Source organism: Balneola sp. (genome assembly GCA_003712055.1).
Lineage (GTDB): Bacteria > Bacteroidota > Rhodothermia > Balneolales > Balneolaceae > RHLJ01.
The window spans coordinates 80,740-97,008 of record RHLJ01000003.1; the positions used below are offsets into that span (position 1 = coordinate 80,740).

Here is a 16,269-nt window from a genome sequence, read left to right on the forward strand (position 1 = left end):
AATACATGGCTAAAACTACCTACTCTACCCATCATGGAATGTTCGACATTCTCCCTGATGAAACACCAACCTGGAGAGCTCTCGAGCAGATTATCCATGAAGAAGCAGCTAAATTCAATTTCGAAGAGATTAGAACTCCCATTCTTGAACAAACAGAATTGATTAAGCGTGGAGTCGGTCAATTAACAGATATAGTAACTAAAGAGATTTTCGCATTTACAAAAGGAGATAGCAATTACGTACTCCGGCCTGAGCTTACCGCTCCTGTAGTACGTTCATTCGTACAACATCACCTGGCACAACGAGGAGGGACTCAAAAACTCTATTACATCGGACCCATGTTTAGAGCTGAACGACCACAAAAAGGCAGGCAGCGTCAGTTCCATCAATTTGGTGTAGAAATTATTGGAACTGATAACCCGGTGGCCGACGTAGAATGCATGGCATTTATGATGCGTATTTATCAGCGTATTGGAATCAAAAATTTCAGTTTGAAGATTAATTCTGTTGGAGATCCGGAAAGCAGAGATGCTTATAAAACGGTACTCCGAGATTACCTAAAACCACACTTCGATACATTAAGCGAGCTTTCGCAACAACGATTTGAGAAAAATCCGATGCGTATCCTGGATTCGAAAGAGCCAGAAGACCAAGAGTTTATAAAGAATGCCCCGATAATTAGTGATCACCTAAATGAAGAATCTAAACTTCATTTCGAACAAGTGTGTGAATACCTTACGGCGCTGGATATTGAGTATACCATAGACCCACTACTGGTTCGTGGTATGGATTATTATACCCGTACTGCTTTTGAGCTAACAAGCCCGGACCTTGGTTCACAGGATGCACTGGCTGGTGGTGGTCGCTATGATTTATTGGTTGAAGAAATTGGAGGGCAACCCACTCCAGCAGTAGGATTCGCGGCAGGAATGGAAAGATTACTCATTGCCTGTGAAGAACTGGGAATTGGCCTTGTTGAAGAGAAAGCCATTGATGTTTATATCATTACCCTTGGCGATACCGCCAGAAACTGGGCTATAAAAACTCTTTCCAAGTTTAGAGAAGTCGGCGTTTCTGCTACAATGGATTACCAGGGCCGGTCAATGCGTGCACAAATGAAAGATGCCAACAGAGAAAACGCCATGCATACATTGATTGTAGGAGACAATGAGCTGGAACAAGGATTATTTACTTTTAGAAATATGAAGGAAAGCAGCGAAGAATCTCTTTCATTAGATCAAATCCTCTCTTTCTTATCGAGCTAAGTTTTAGCTTATCATTTTCTGGAGTGCTTTTATATCCTCCTTATCTCCAATAATGGAAAGTTCATCTCCTTCTTGAAGTACTGTGATACCGTGGGGTATTTCAATATTACCCTGCCTGTGAATGATAGTAATCAAACTCTGACCTGGAAGTCTGATATCTTTGATCATCTGCCCGATAAACAGATTCGTTTCATCTTCAGGCTTTAGAGTAATACGAATAAAACGTTCGTCTCTAAGTAAAATCTCCCTCAATTCAACTTCAGTTTCTGCGCCATTCCATCTCTCTATGAAGTTATGAATCCCAACTTTTTGAGCAATTTGAGCAAGCATTCGCAAATGTTGACCCGTGTTGTTTTGAGGACTAATTAAGAACAGGATTGCACTAAGCGTTTCCGACCCCGATTGATCAGAGGCCAAATGCTTCATATCCTCAGTTTCGAGTCCTTTTTTAATTCTCACCAAAACCATCTCTGGTTGGATATCACCTTCCAGCTTAGCATGATTTAATGCCACTCCTTCTGCGATAGGTATGATATGCTCCTGATCAAAATCCTTAAAAAGTGTTTCTAGTTCTTCTAAAGGGGTATTTAATTTTTGAGCAAAACGCTCCGAGACTTTGTCTACAATTGCCGAATACTTTGCATTATTCGTTATATCCAGCACTTCAGATCGAGAAATCATCTCTTCATACTGGTCCTCTTGCCGTAAGCCTTTTTCCTTCAAAATACCCCTCATCTCTCGCTCAAGGCCTGAGTCTTTGTTTTCTCCTAATCGAGCATGCACGTGAAAAATAGCCCCTTGCCTATCTACTTTCTCAGCGGCATAATACTTATACCATACCACTCCAAAAACGCACACAATGATGGTAAACAGAATGGATAATCCACCCATCTCAAAGATGAGTACAATAGAAAGGATCATTCCCGCTATCTGAAGCCATGGGTAAAAGGGAGAATGGAATCCGGGATCATATTCTTCGATCCTACTTTCTCTCATTACTATAACCGCCAAATTTAGAAGCAGGAATAATAGTAACTGGAATGCACTAGCGAGCTTTGCTACTTCTGCTACATTAAGGGCTAATAAAATAATCAGCATCATAACCACTGTGCCTAATACTGACCAATGCGGAGTACCAAGCCTTCCGATTTTAGCAAACCGTTCGTTAATCAGTTTGTCTCGAGCCATTGCCATCGGGTATCTGGAAGCTGACATAATCCCTGCATTTCCAGTAGATGCAAAGGCAGCTACTGCCGCTATTACAACCAGAATCAGGCCTGTTGGCTCGGGCAACCAGTTAAGGAACACATCCCCAGCAGTAGCTACGGGGGTAAGGTCTTCGCGAAACTCGTTGGGGTCTAACACTGAAACCATTATAAACACCCCAACCACATATACAAACACAGCGGTGATGATTGCGAGAAACATCCCCAAAGGAATATTCCTATCCGGATTTTTTACTTCCTCTGCTATACTGGCAACTTTTGTAAGGCCGGCATAGGAAACAAATACCATCCCTACGGTTGCAAAAAATCCATAGTATCCATCTGTAAAAAGAGGAGTAAATCGATCGGAAGTTTGTTCCATCATTCCCGGTGAAAATACCGCGAACAAACCCTGAAGCACATAGAAAATCATAATTGTAACTAGTGCTGCTACAAGTACCTTTTGCAAAAAGGTAGTCTCTTTAGCTCCAACCACGTTCAAAATCCCAAAAATAATAGTCAGAATTACTGCTACCGGAATAATGGGCACATCATAGAAAATAGCGATATAGGCGCCCATACCGATCAACGCGAAAGCACTTTTCAGAACCAGTGCAATCCAGGAGCCAAAGCCCCCAATTGTACCAATCATTGGTCCTAAACTTCTATCGATAATATAGTAGGTCCCACCGGCTTTGGGCATAGCTGTCGCCAACTCAGCTACACTGAACATGGTAGGCAGTACGATAATACCTGAAACGAGATAGGCCAAAAATACGGATGGCCCTGTCTCAGCAGCAGCTAAGCCCGGAAGCAAAAAGAATCCTGAACTAAACATTGCCCCTGTAGCGATTGCATATACGTCGGAGAGACCAAGTTCTTTAGCTAATTTGTCGTGGGCCATAAAAAAAGTTAAGTCTGATGATATTGCTTATCTATTCAACAGTATAAAGAAGTATGAGTAAACAACCATTATCTACTCACTTCTTTTCCAGATAGTGCGAATTTGATAAGTACCAATCAAATTTAACTTTTAAAAAAACAGAATCAGATTGGATAAGTAATTATTCTTCAAGGCCTTCCTTGAGTACCTTTATATCGTTAGGATAACCTAGAATAGATAGTACATCTCCGGATTCTAACTTGGTTTTCCCTTTTGGAATAACGATTTCCCCGTCTCTCTCAATAATGGCAATCAAGCATTCCCCGGGTAAGCTTACATTCATAATCTCTTTTCCTATCCACTCTTCTGACTTTGTATGCTCCTGAAGGCGAATATGGATAAAACGCTCATCAGTCAGAAGTACATTCTTTAGCTCCTTTTCACCCTCGGCCTGTTTCCACCGCTCCAAAAATTCTTCCGCTTCAATTAGCTCTGCTAGATGACCGATAATCCGCATGTGCAAAAGAGGACGGTCAGCGGGTGTAACCAAGAAAATCATAGCATGTGCCTTATGCTCTTCTTTTCCAATGTTTAACACCATTCCCTCTTTTGATTGTATAGCAATCATCTCAGGAATCTTCACTTCTTCTACTTGTACATACTTGAAGAATACACCTTCTTTTAACTGGGTAAAATTCTGTTCGAAATTAGAAAGGCTATCTTTTAAGACTGTTCGCTCCACACTTACCTTGCGATCAAGATTTATCGTGGCTTTCATCAATAGCCGTTCAAAATTCGTTTGCTGATCGGTAGCCTTTATTATCGTCGACCTTGCTATTACTTCTTCATAGGTAAGAGCGGTATTAAGGTTTTTCTCATTAATGATGGTCATTAACTCATGTTCCAGCGCCTCATATCTTAACTGACCCAACCGGGCATGAATATGGTAAATAGCTCCTTGTCGCTTCACCTTTCCATGAGAATAATAGAAATACCAGCCAATGCAGATTATAATTAATGTGCCAGTAAGACCTACGGCCAATAATCCCATCTCGGCAACCAGCCACAATGAAATAATCATACCTGCAATTTGAACCCAAGGATAGAATGGAGATTTATAGCCAGGTTTATAAGCCTCAATCTTACTTTCTCTCATCACTATTACCGACAAATTAATCAGGAAGAAAAGTAATAGTTGAAATGCACTGGCAAGTTTCGCTACAGCCTCTACATCAAATAGTATGAGGACTAAGAGCATGACCCCGGTAGTAACTAATACCGAAATGTGAGGGGTTTTGAATTTTCCAATCCTGCCAAACTTAGAACTAATCAAATTATCCCTACTCATTGCGAGAGGATACCTGGAAGCAGACATAATTCCTGCATTCCCGGTTGATGCAAAGGCAGCTATTGCTGCAATTACTACTAATAAAAGCCCTGAATTACCGGGCAGAAAGTCTAAAATCACTCTCCCAGCATCGGCTACCGGGGTAAGACTTGAAAATAATTCATCAGCGGGTAACACATTTACCATGATATATACCCCAACTACATACACAATACTTGCAGTCAATAGTGACAATATCATTCCTAAAGGAATAACCTTATCCGGATTTTGGACTTCCTCAGCAATACTGGTTGCCTTCGTTAAACCCGCGTACGAAACGAATACTAATCCAATGGTAGAGATGAAACCATTTATTCCGTTAGTGAAAAAATCTTGTTGTCTGAGCTCTGGTAAAGGATTCTGAGCTATATACATGTAATTCAGGCCCTGAATTACAAAGAAGGCCATAATCACTACTAATGAAGCAACAAGTATGCGTTGTAGTAATGCGGTTTCCTTAGCGCCAAAAATGTTAAGCAATCCAAAGGCTACTGTTAATACCAGTGCAAGGGGAAGAATTGGAAGATCGACGAATAAAGTCAGATATGCTCCCATCCCAATCAAGGCGAAGGCACTTTTAAAAACTAATGCTATCCAGGAACCCAGCCCTCCTATTGTTCCAATCAATGGACCTAAACTACGATCAAGAAAATAGTAAGTACCACCAGCCTTTGGCATTGCTGTAGAAAGCTCTGCTACACTAAACATTGATGGTAAAATTAAAAAAGCAGCGGCGAGGTATGCTAAATACACTGCACTACCTGTTTCCATGGCAGCAATACCGGGCAAAAGGAAAAAGCCCGAACTAAACATAGCTCCCGTACTTACTGCATAGAGGTCAAAAAGCGTAAGCTTTTTAGATAGTTTTTTTTTCGATTCGGCCATCTCGATATAAAAGAAACGTTCGTTTTGCTAAAAAGGCTTAGCTCTTTGTGTAGAAATCAACTTTATCATGTTCTTAGTTCCATAAAAAGAATGCAATAGCTAAAAACAGTAAAAAAATACACTCTTTCCCTTTTGGATTGCTAAATTTGTGCCTCATTTAACTAGTTATACTCACTCGAACTATCGAAGAAGGCGGCGTAGCCGAATATATAATGTTTCCAAACGAAATTGTTGACTCTTTCAGGGGGTTAAAAACCCCATTCTATTATTATGATCTTGATGTACTAAATGCCACATTATCTCAAGTCGAGAAATATGGAACAAGCAGAGGGTGTCATATCCATTATGCCTTGAAAGCTAATCACCAGGTCAAGGTGCTTGAACACATAAAAGCGGCTGGATTAGGTGCTGATTGTGTAAGTGGTGGAGAAATCGAACGAGCTTTGGAAGCTGGATTTTCGCCTTCTGAAATTGCTTTTGCGGGAGTAGGAAAAAGTGATGATGAAATCCTTTTAGCCTTAGAGCATGACATCTTTTGCTTCAACTGTGAATCTCCTCAGGAAATTGAAGTGATAGATTCGCTGGCGAGAAAGCTTGGAAAGAAAGCACGAATTGCACTTCGCCTGAATCCCAATGTGAATGCAGATACACATCACTACATTACTACTGGATTGAATGAAAACAAATTCGGGATTAATGAAGAGGATTTAGATACGGTTTTAGATCGGCTGCCTCAATTTGAGAATCTTAAGCTTATAGGAATCCACTTTCATATTGGTTCTCAAATAGAAAACCTGAGCCCTTTTGAAGAGCTTTGCGCCAAAGCAAATCAACTAAATCACTATATCGAAGATAAAGGCTTCAAGCTTAGTGTAATTAATGTTGGTGGAGGATTTGGTATCAACTATTCTCACCCAAACGAACATGCTACTCCTGATTTCAAAGGCTTTTTTGATTTATTTGAGAAACATATCCAGTTAAAAGGTCATCAGAATCTACACTTTGAACTAGGTAGATCCATCATTGGGCAGTCAGGAAGCCTCATCACTAAAGTGCTATTTACCAAAGAAGGGCGAACCAAAAACTTTGCGGTTGTTGATGCAGGCATGACTGAGCTTATACGTCCTGCCTTATATCAGGCCAAGCACAGAATTGACGTACTAACCAGCTCTCAGCCTACCAAGAAATATGATGTAGTAGGCCCTATTTGCGAGAGTTCAGATACCTTTCGAAAGGATATTGATATCCCGGAAGTAAAACGGGGTGATATCATTGCAATAAGAAGTTGCGGTGCCTATGGTGAGGTAATGAAGAGCCAGTACAACCTCCGTCCTCATATTGCTTCCGTATTCTCAGAAGATTTGGGGTAATGCCAACCAATATTTAACCCACCCCTCAATCCCAAGAGGGGAACTCTTTACTTGAAGAAAATCTATAACAGCGAGCCTCCCCTCCCACGGAGGGGATTGAGGGGTGGGTCAGAAGTAAGTACTCGACTAGATCCTTCGGAAGTATCCTTAGGATGACTTTTTAAAATAAAAAGGGGATGGAACAAAACTTCTCTTTGTTAATGGAATAAGATTTTAAACCCTTTATTTTCAGAACTTCATAAAGACTAGATGAACATACACGTACTCAAGTTTGGCGGAACCTCGATGAATGATCATCACACCTGGAAACAGGTATTGGAGATCATTCGCGGATATGAATACCCAGTAGTTATTGTATCCGCAACAGCAAGAACTACGCGGCAGCTCATTGAAGCTGCGGAACTGGCAGCAAATGGTGACCTGGAGAAAGCCTTAGTTACCGGGGAAGCAATAAAACTGAGGCATTTGGGTCTCCTCCATAATTTTCTAAAGGAAAATCCGCATCCGAAGAATCCGCTTATTGAAGAAAGTTGCGAGCACAAACTTGATCAGAAAATTGGACTCCTTTTTAAGCTCTTAACCTATACGCATAAAGCTGGTGAACTTACTCCGGCAATGAGAGATTCTATTGCAAGTATTGGGGAGCAAATATCCTCCTTTTTACTTGCCCAGTGTGGTTTAGCCGTCGACTTACTCACCCAGTTCATTGATGCCAAAAAGATTATCAAAACAGATAGCGAATATGGAAGGGCTAATCCAAACCGCGGACTGATCAATCAAAAATCAGGGGCACTTGAAACTGTACTGGATGGAGGCTTTACTCCTATTATTGGTGGATTTTATGGAGAAGCACCAGATGGAACCACAACCACACTAGGCTTCGAAGGCTCAGATTATACTGCCAGTTTAATTGGTGGAGCATTACATGCACAGGCTATCGAAATCTGGACGGATGTAAGCGGTATATACACCAGCGATCCTCGTTTTATTTCTGATGCCAAACCCATTGCTGAGCTCAGTTATTTTGATGCCACCGAAATGGCTTATTACGGAGCTAAAGTGTTGCACCCTTCGACTCTTAAACCTGCCCAGGAAAGAAATATCCCTGTTTTTGTGAAGAACATGTTCCAGCCCGATGATGAAGGAACACTAATTGTCAGAGACTCAGATCATAAACGAGATGTATTGGCCATGTCTTTTAAAGAGAACATGGTCTTGCTCACAGTAAGTGCTTATGAAACCGTAATGGGCTTCTCTTTTCTTACTAAAGTATTCCAGGCCTTGGAACAGCTTCGCCTTCCGGTAGACGCCGTAAACACTACTGAAGCTTCTGTAACCATCTGCCTTTCTGATTCCACTAATCTGGAAACTCTTTCAAACGCTTTAATAGAAGTGGGAACAGTGACCATAGAAAAACATAAAGGACTTGTTAGTTTAATCGGCTGTACTATTTCTAACATAGAAGAGCTAAACAACAAGGTATTTTCAGCGATCGAAAATGAAGAAGTGGATATGATCACCTTCACCAAGGAAAAGAGAATATTCAGTTTTGTAGTAGCCGAAAACCGAATGATAGAATCGGCACAAAAAGTGCACTCAGGGTTATTCTAGCACCAGGTTTTGACTCTTAACAAAAAATTTGACCATTCGTCCACGCCCCTCTATCCGACTAAACCACTGGCTTGCATGGGCTTTAGCTTTAATGGGTAATTGCACATCAAATTTAGAACCATTCTACGTTTTATTGACCTGTTAAAAAATGTAATTTGGAAGCATAACTAACACGAAATAGGTCGACATATCTCAATTTTTAATGAATTGAGACATGTTGATCCTGTTTGATTTGCAAATTTGATAACCATCAAATTCGGCTTCTTTTTTTACACGCAATGATTGAATCTTGTTAATAATGAAAAATCTACCTTTCAAAGTTTTTGGAATTGTTTGTGCAATCGCGGTTATGCTCTACATTTTCAATTCTAATGATTCAGTAGCCAAAAGTGCCGAGTCGGTAGCAGCAATGGCTAAAGAACTCCATGATCATCATCACGGGGACGATGGACATGCCAACGAGCATGAGCATCATCACTCAGAAGATGGGCATGCAAATGAACACGAACATCACCATGGCGATGATGGGCATTCCAGTGAACACGAGCACCATCATGGAGAGGACGGGCATTCGAATGAATACGAACATCACCATAGTGAAGGCACTCATGATTCTAATCATGGTCACCATCATGCAGAAGATGCACATTCGGACGAACACGATCATCATCATGGTGAGGATGGGCACTCGGGAGATCACGAACACCACCATGGCGACGATGGACACGCCAATGAACATGAACACCACCACGGAGACGATGGGCACGCGAACGAGCACGAACATCATCATGGAGACGATGGGCATGAAAATGAGCACGATCACCATCATGGAGAAAATGCAGAAGCCCACCATCATCACGCAGAAGATGGACACATGAATGAGCATGATCACCACCATGGAGATGATGGACACGCAAATGAGCATGAGCACCACCACGGAGACGATGGACATGCGAACGAGCACGACCATCACCATGGCGACGACGGGCATGAAAACGAACATGAACACCATCACGATGAAGACGGTCATGACAATGAACATGATCACCATCATAGTGAAGGCGGCGATGAGCATCATCACCATCATGATGATTCTGACAACTAGTTAATGCAATAGTTTTTTATGGCACCTGGCTTTAAAAAATAGTCAGGTGCTATTTGCATTAAGTTGTTAGAGGAATTTATCTGTCTCCACTCTTTTCAACATCCTCGATAGGCGGGTCGGGCATTACAATACCCAATCTTTTGGCTCGATTCTTCCATTTCTCTCTAGCCAGTTTCTGCATGTCCTCAATGGCATCAATTTCATCTACTATTTCAATGCCCAACAATGTCTCTACTACGTCTTCCATAGTTACGACCCCTGCTAACCCTCCATATTCATCCACAACTACCGCAATGTGTTCTTTGTTTTCCAAAAGCCGTTCAAGGAGCATTTTTACGGTTGTTCGCTCAGGTACGATAAGTACATCACGCTTTATCTCTTTAAGCGTTTTAGACTCATTTCCATTAGCCAAATTAGAATACAAATCGATCTTGAGGATGTAGCCTGTAATATCCTCTTCGGTCTCACCAAATACAGGAATCCTGGAAACTTGTATTTCCTCTCCCCCTGATAAAACCTCTGCTATGGTGGTTTCCTGTTGATACTTCACCACTACAATGCGTGGGGTCATAATATCCTCTACTCTCAGAGAGCTAAAACGAATAAGGTTTTTAAAGATATTTGATTCTCCCTCTTCGAAAATGCCTTCCTGAACTCCCTGGTCAGCCATAGCTGAAAATTCTTCTCTACTCAGGGAAGGTTCTTTCTCTCCTCTGCTTAGCAATATTGTAATCCCTTTCGAAAGCTTCACAAATGGATAGGTCAGCCATATCAGAACACGGATAATCCGCGCTGCAAATAAAGCCATAGATTTCCAGTAAATCGCTCCTAATGTTTTTGGGATGATTTCAGAGAATATTAAGATCACAAGAGTAAGTATAGCTGAAGTGATACTCACATAAGCATTCCCAAATACGACCTGTGCCTGAGCACCTACTCCAGCAGCCCCTACCGTGTGTGCAATGGTATTAAGTGTGAGAATAGCAGAAAGTGGCCGGTCGATGTCTTCCTTTTGAGATCGAAGCAATGCCCCCTTCTTTGGCTGTTCCTGCTCTTTTAGCGCAATAAAAGACGGAGTAACAGAAAGAATGACTGCTTCCAGAATCGAACAGAGAAAAGAAACCGCGATAGCGAGTACTAAATAAAAGATGAGTAATCCCATACCCTTAAAACTAGCACTAAAATTGGTATCTATTTATAAAATTTTTGTTGAGTATCATTTTCTCTTGGTTTGATTTTATAGGTATTTTCTGCGCTTACTTTTCTGAATGCTTCAACTAACTAACATAACACTATCACTTGGCGATCGGAATCTGCTCGATGGGATTAGCACGATCGTAAATCCTGGAGAACGAATTGGACTCGTAGGACCTAATGGCGCAGGTAAGTCAACGCTCTTGAAAGTGATTATGGGACTTCAGGAAGTAGACAAAGGCCAAGTGTCGATGGCCGGAGAAGAGAGCCTTGGTTATCTGCCTCAGGATGGAGTGGAGCCTGATTTTTCCCTTACCATTATTGAAGAAGTAGAAACAGCTTTTAAAGAGCTGTTTGATCTGGAGATGCAGGTCAAATCGGTACAGCAAAAGCTTTCTATTACCGATTCCCAATCATCGGAGTATGAGAAATTAATGGAGAGATATGGCTCTCTTCAAACACAACTGGAAACTTCAGGACTCTACAGTCTGCGCTCAAAGATTGAAAAAGTATTGATGGGCCTGGGCTTCTCAGAATCGGATTTTGATCGACCAACAACAGAATTTAGCGGGGGATGGTTAATGCGAATTGCCCTTGCAAAACTACTACTTCGAAATCCTACTTACCTCTTGCTGGATGAGCCCACCAACCACCTTGATATAGAATCGCTTCAATGGATGGAGAATTTCCTTAAGACCTATGATGGAGCGGTCATTGTTGTTTCTCACGACCGGGCTTTTCTTGATATGCTCACGAATAGAACACTGGCTATTCGACAGGGAACCATGAGCGATTACGCAGGAAACTATTCTTTCTATGAGCGAAAGTGGGAGGAGGAACGGGAGCTGCTAATTAATGCACAGAAGAACCAGGAGAAGCAGATCAAAGAGACGGAGCGGTTTGTAGAACGATTCCGATACAAGGCTACCAAAGCACGTCAGGTACAAAGCCGGGTTAAGCAGCTTGAAAAGATTGATCGTATCGAGGTAGAAGACGAACTAGCTAGCGTTTCTTTTCGCTTCCCTCCTCCCGAACGAAGCGGACAAGTGGTGATGAATCTCAATAATATCACTAAGAGGTATGGAGATTACACCGTTTTTGAAGGCCTGGATTTCGAGATCGAACGAGGAGATAAAATTGCGGTGGTTGGACCAAACGGAGCAGGGAAGTCCACACTTATTCGCATCCTTTCGGGAAATGAACCTATTCAGGCTGGAGAAAGAAAGGAAGGACATAAGGTAACCACCTCCTATTTTGCTCAGCATCAGGCTGATGAACTTGATCTCACAAAAGATCCTCTGGAAATCATGTTGGAAGAAGGCGCCGGACAAAAAGAAAGTCATTTACGTTCCATACTTGGAAGTTTCCTGTTTATCGGGGATGACGTATTCAAGAAAGTGAAGGTGCTTTCAGGTGGAGAGAAAAGCCGGTTAGCACTCGCCAAAATGCTTCTATCTCCTGCTAATTTTCTCATCTTTGACGAACCTACCAATCACCTGGATATGAGCAGTAAGAATATCTTGCAGCAGGCCATTCAACAGTATGAGGGTACCTGCATGATTGTTTCTCACGATAGAGCTTTCCTTGATACCATTGTAAATAAAGTGTTGGAAGTACAGCCTGGTAGAATCCGAACTTATTTGGGGAACGTGTCTTATTTCCTGGATAAGAAGAAGGAAGAGGAAGAACAGGGCAAGACCGATTCACAATTAACTAATAACAATAAGGCACTAGCAACCAGAGACACTGAAAGTGTAACTCTTTCAAAAAAGGAGCAGCGCCGCCAGGAAGCCGAACGCCGGAACGAGCTGAATCGACGGGTAAAGCCCATCAAGAAAAAGCTGCAGAAAGTAGAGCAAGAAATTGAATCCTCTGAGTTTCGTAAGATTGAAATTGAAGAGCTTATGGCTCAAACCGATTTCTATGAGGATAATGACAAGGTGAAGGAAGTCACCCTGGAATACGAGGAACTCAAAAAATCTCTGGTCGAGCTCATGTACAAATGGGAGGAATATTCCATGCGCATTGAGGCCGTAGAAGAAGAGCTAAAAAGCGAAGCCCCATAAAAATCTCCCCTCAAGGGGAGACCGATAAATCAAGCGTTCTTGATTTATCGCGTGGGGTGTCAAAACCTCCGGCCGGGGTTTGACACCCACCGTCATTTGAGCTTAGCTCAAATTGACACCTCCCTCGAGGGAGGATTTTTACGGGGCTTTAATTCGTCTTTTTCGAGCTCTTCGATGCGTGCTTCTACTTGTTGTTGGAGAAAACTGATTACCGAGTCCATATGCATTTTTACATCCCAGTCAGCAATCCGGATAACTTTTACTCCCAGCTTCTTGAGGATGAAATCCCTGATCGCATCTTTTTCTTGTCTAATGGGATGATCGTGGGAACTTCCATCCAATTCAATGGCGAGTAGGAGTTCGTGGCAGTAGAAATCGGCGATGTATTGATGAATAGGAACTTGTCGGTGAAACTGTACCCCAAGCCTCCTTCTCCTGATTTGCTGCCAAAGCAGTACCTCACCTAATGTGGATCTCTTGCGTAGAGCGCGTGCGTATTCTTTTAATTTCGGGTTGTAAGGGATGATTACATTTCTTGCCATACCGGTTAGACCGGTGAAGGAGGGAGTCCTTACAAACTAATCTTCCTTTTTTAATTTTCTTCCAGTAATTGCTTCGAACCTTCTAGTCAAAATATCTCTTAACTCTGTGTTACTCCTATATTCTGGGACATTATGAACCGATAGGTCAAAATGAAGCTTTTCACCTTCCTTCCTTATCAAGATTGGCCTTTTACCCTTTGAATGAGCATATCCTACTTCGTAGTAAACATTTGGTCTTTCACCTGATAAATCAGCGATAATGAACTCAGAACTATCGATCTTATTCAATATGACATCTGTAATTTTATCCTGATGTTCTATTTCATCAGCCCTTTGTGCAACAATATTAAATTCCTTACAAACCTCTTTTATTGTATTTAGAACATCTTCTAATTCGTGCTTTTCTTTATCAATCTGCATGATTATAAATGCAGTATCTTTCTCTGTTCTTTTAATTTCGACCTGCTCTTCAGAAATAGTTACCTGATGGGGTGATCCCTTGTGTATATTCCTAACTACCCGTCTGTTAGGGGATTTTGTTTGTTTTAAAATATGCCTAGCAGTTATCTCCAATTCCTTCTCTACAGAAACAAATCTCTTGAACTTTCGAACCTGATGAAATGATTTAACTATTTCAAAGTTATCTACATACTCATAACTCCCTCCAAATGATCTTATGAATCCATTTAAATCATGAAAAATGAATTGAATAATTTTGCTTATCTCTTCTAGGGAAATATTTAAACTATCTGAGAGCTCTTTTGTCGAAAACTCTTTCCTTTTGCTTTTATCTAAAACCAGTTTTTTAAGTTCAATTATTACTTTTTCGATCTTTTCAAAAATATTGTTATCTGGATCTACCAACCAAATTCCTAAAAGAGTTATACCATCTGGCCTAATTAAACTCCTATTGAGATCTTCTGGCATAAATCCTTTAGAAAACTTATCAAAGTTGGCTTCATAAAATATAATCGGGTCATAAACCTCACCTTTCTTAAAAATGTTATAGGCCTCTTCAAGCCAAGTTCTCTCATCATTACTAATTTTTAATTCATTTTTCATTTTTCCGAGAATTACTTAGCAAAAATCTGGCTTTTATCTCCAAAGGCTTTGAATTCGAGGGCGTTTCCACTGGGGTCTAGGAAGAACATGGTGGCTTGCTCTCCGGGCTCGCCTTTGAAGCGCACATAGGGTTCAATGATGAATTCAATTCCAGCAGAAGTTAATTTTTCAGCTAGCGTCTTCCATTCATTCATTTCCAGGATGACTCCAAAGTGGCGTACCGGAACTCCTTTTCCATCTACCGCATTTTTTGCAGCTTCACCCGCTTCTTCGGGACTCAAATGTGCCACTACCTGGTGCCCCCACATATTAAAGTCGATCCAGTGATCGGAAGTGCGACCAGTTGAACAGCCTAATATTTCGGTGTAAAAGGTGTAAGTTTCATCTAGATTTTTAACTGGAAAAGCGAGGTGAAAAGGATTCATATGATTTCAGGTTTGTTTGCCGCGGAATCACTAAAACACAAAATTTTAGATCGCGTTTTATATTAGCCAGGAATTTCTGGTGTTGGAAATTAGTTTATTTTGCGAACCAATCACACTCACTTTTTGTGCTTTCGCGCTTTAGTGGCAACCTTCAAATTATGCCGTCAAAAAAAGTTCAATTTACCGGGGCCTTTGGAGATACCTTAGCTGCAAAAATGGATCTCCCTGAGGAAGAAAACATCAAGGCTTATGCGCTTTTTGCACACTGCTTCACCTGTTCAAAAGACCTTAGAGCAGTAGGAAATATCACCCGTCAGCTAGCTGAGGTTGGAATTGCAACCCTCCGCTTCGATTTCACGGGCTTAGGTGAAAGCGCCGGCGATTTTGCCAATACCAATTTCTCATCCAATATCGATGACCTTATTGCTGCCTGCCGTTTTATGGAACGAGAATACCAGGCTCCAAGCATTTTAATCGGTCATTCATTAGGAGGAGCGGCTGTACTTCAAGCTGCCAATCATATGGATTCGGTGAAAGCTGTAGCTACAATAGGAGCCCCTGCAGAACCTGAGCATGTAAAACATAATTTTGCCCTAAACCTGGATGAGATTGTGGAAAAGGGAGAGGCTCAGGTAACCCTGGCAGGAAGACCCTTCACCATTAAAAAACAGTTCGTGGATGACCTGGAAGAAATTAAGATGAGGACCTATATCAAGAATTTAGATCGAGCGCTCATCATCTTTCATTCTCCCCTCGATAATACTGTTGGCATTGAAAACGCCACTAAGATTTTTGTAAATGCTAAGCACCCAAAAAGCTTTATCTCCCTGGATAAAGCCGATCATCTGCTTCGTGAAAGAGAGGACAGTGAATTTGTAGGGAAGGTTCTGGGTACCTGGGCTGAGAAGTATATTTAGTCCGCGAACAAAGTGAAGCGGTCTCAGAAATAATGGCGGTAAATTCTGAGATCACTTCGTTGTACTCGTGAATGTAGTCCGTACGAAAATGAACAAATGTGTATCAAATCGAACAGTTTTAATATCAAAACCAATGATTTTACTACTTATTTGTATTATTTCTCAGCTTGGTACAGTTCTTGATATTTGTAGATCAGTTACTAACTAATCGCACACCATGCATAATGTAAGAGTACAGTTTACCATCCCAAATGTAGATAAAGTCGCTAATCTTGATGTTTATGTGAACGGAGAGAAACGAAATCTCCGTTTTCGCGTTGAAACCTTCGAATGGAACGACGAAAGCGGAAGT

The 16,269-nt window shown here is 41.4% G+C and carries 12 protein-coding genes; 6 read left to right on the top strand and 6 right to left on the bottom strand.

Annotation, left to right across the window (positions count from 1 at the left end; translation table 11 throughout):
- Positions 1-5 precede the first annotated feature (5 nt).
- Complete coding sequence (locus ED557_07770) at positions 6-1,265, top strand: histidine--tRNA ligase (GenBank protein RNC83675.1); 1,260 nt, start codon at positions 6-8, stop codon at positions 1,263-1,265.
- 3 nt (positions 1,266-1,268) lie between these two features.
- Here the strand turns inward: ED557_07770 and ED557_07775 are convergent, their stop codons facing one another.
- A complete protein-coding gene (locus tag ED557_07775) occupies positions 1,269-3,374 on the bottom strand; it encodes an amino acid permease (GenBank protein RNC83676.1) in 2,106 nt (701 codons plus the stop codon).
- 160 nt (positions 3,375-3,534) lie between these two features.
- Complete coding sequence (locus tag ED557_07780) at positions 3,535-5,625, bottom strand: amino acid permease (protein RNC83677.1); 2,091 nt, start codon at positions 5,623-5,625, stop codon at positions 3,535-3,537.
- A gap of 212 nt (positions 5,626-5,837) precedes the next feature.
- Here ED557_07780 and lysA point away from each other — a divergent pair, with 212 nt between their 5' ends.
- From lysA to ED557_07795, 3 genes are all read left to right on the top strand, one after another.
- On the top strand, positions 5,838-6,995 hold the full coding sequence (gene lysA / locus ED557_07785; protein RNC83678.1) for a diaminopimelate decarboxylase: 1,158 nt from the start codon (positions 5,838-5,840) through the stop codon (positions 6,993-6,995).
- Between the two features lie 249 nt (positions 6,996-7,244).
- Positions 7,245-8,606, top strand: coding sequence for an aspartate kinase (locus tag ED557_07790; GenBank protein RNC83679.1), 1,362 nt, complete (start codon positions 7,245-7,247; stop codon positions 8,604-8,606).
- A gap of 298 nt (positions 8,607-8,904) precedes the next feature.
- The gene (locus tag ED557_07795) at positions 8,905-9,711 is read left to right on the top strand and encodes a hypothetical protein (GenBank protein RNC83680.1); all 807 of its coding nucleotides are present in this window, start codon (positions 8,905-8,907) and stop codon (positions 9,709-9,711) included.
- Positions 9,712-9,787: 76 nt separating this feature from the next.
- On the opposite strand, the gene ED557_07800 is transcribed toward ED557_07795, so the two are convergent.
- Positions 9,788-10,873 carry an HlyC/CorC family transporter gene (locus tag ED557_07800; GenBank protein ID RNC83681.1) on the bottom strand — a complete coding sequence of 362 codons (1,086 nt, stop codon included), beginning with the start codon at positions 10,871-10,873 and terminating at the stop codon, positions 9,788-9,790.
- A gap of 106 nt (positions 10,874-10,979) precedes the next feature.
- Between ED557_07800 and ED557_07805 the strand changes: the two genes are divergently transcribed.
- Positions 10,980-12,971: an ABC transporter ATP-binding protein gene (locus ED557_07805; GenBank protein RNC83682.1), complete on the top strand. Its 1,992-nt coding sequence runs from the start codon at positions 10,980-10,982 to the stop codon at positions 12,969-12,971.
- A 107-nt stretch (positions 12,972-13,078) separates the two neighbouring features.
- Here ED557_07805 and ED557_07810 read toward each other — a convergent pair whose 3' ends face one another.
- Genes ED557_07810 through ED557_07820 form a run of 3 tightly spaced genes read right to left on the bottom strand, consistent with a single transcriptional unit; the run spans position 13,079 to position 15,000 of the window.
- Positions 13,079-13,513, bottom strand: coding sequence for a DUF559 domain-containing protein (locus tag ED557_07810; protein ID RNC83683.1), 435 nt, complete (start codon positions 13,511-13,513; stop codon positions 13,079-13,081).
- 36 nt (positions 13,514-13,549) lie between these two features.
- Complete coding sequence (locus ED557_07815; protein RNC83684.1) at positions 13,550-14,575, bottom strand: hypothetical protein; 1,026 nt, start codon at positions 14,573-14,575, stop codon at positions 13,550-13,552.
- 11 nt (positions 14,576-14,586) lie between these two features.
- Positions 14,587-15,000 carry a glyoxalase gene (locus tag ED557_07820; GenBank protein ID RNC83685.1) on the bottom strand — a complete coding sequence of 138 codons (414 nt, stop codon included), beginning with the start codon at positions 14,998-15,000 and terminating at the stop codon, positions 14,587-14,589.
- Between the two features lie 158 nt (positions 15,001-15,158).
- On the opposite strand from ED557_07820, the gene ED557_07825 reads away from it, so the two are divergent.
- Entirely contained in the window at positions 15,159-15,917 is a 759-nt protein-coding gene (locus ED557_07825) for an alpha/beta hydrolase (GenBank protein ID RNC84033.1), read from the top strand.
- The last annotated feature ends 352 nt before the right edge of the window (positions 15,918-16,269 follow it).

Excerpts from the sequence above, each read along its gene's own strand:
- ED557_07770 (RNC83675.1), top strand. The coding sequence starts at position 6 with ATGGCTAAAACTACCTACTCTACCCATCATGGAATGTTCGACATTCTC.
- ED557_07775 (RNC83676.1), bottom strand. The coding sequence starts at position 3,374 with ATGGCCCACGACAAATTAGCTAAAGAACTTGGTCTCTCCGACGTATAT.
- ED557_07780 (RNC83677.1), bottom strand. The coding sequence starts at position 5,625 with ATGGCCGAATCGAAAAAAAAACTATCTAAAAAGCTTACGCTTTTTGAC.
- lysA (RNC83678.1), top strand. The coding sequence starts at position 5,838 with ATGTTTCCAAACGAAATTGTTGACTCTTTCAGGGGGTTAAAAACCCCA.
- ED557_07790 (RNC83679.1), top strand. The coding sequence starts at position 7,245 with ATGAACATACACGTACTCAAGTTTGGCGGAACCTCGATGAATGATCAT.
- ED557_07795 (RNC83680.1), top strand. The coding sequence starts at position 8,905 with ATGAAAAATCTACCTTTCAAAGTTTTTGGAATTGTTTGTGCAATCGCG.
- ED557_07800 (RNC83681.1), bottom strand. The coding sequence starts at position 10,873 with ATGGGATTACTCATCTTTTATTTAGTACTCGCTATCGCGGTTTCTTTT.
- ED557_07805 (RNC83682.1), top strand. The coding sequence starts at position 10,980 with ATGCTTCAACTAACTAACATAACACTATCACTTGGCGATCGGAATCTG.
- ED557_07810 (RNC83683.1), bottom strand. The coding sequence starts at position 13,513 with ATGGCAAGAAATGTAATCATCCCTTACAACCCGAAATTAAAAGAATAC.
- ED557_07815 (RNC83684.1), bottom strand. The coding sequence starts at position 14,575 with ATGAAAAATGAATTAAAAATTAGTAATGATGAGAGAACTTGGCTTGAA.
- ED557_07820 (RNC83685.1), bottom strand. The coding sequence starts at position 15,000 with ATGAATCCTTTTCACCTCGCTTTTCCAGTTAAAAATCTAGATGAAACT.
- ED557_07825 (RNC84033.1), top strand. The coding sequence starts at position 15,159 with ATGCCGTCAAAAAAAGTTCAATTTACCGGGGCCTTTGGAGATACCTTA.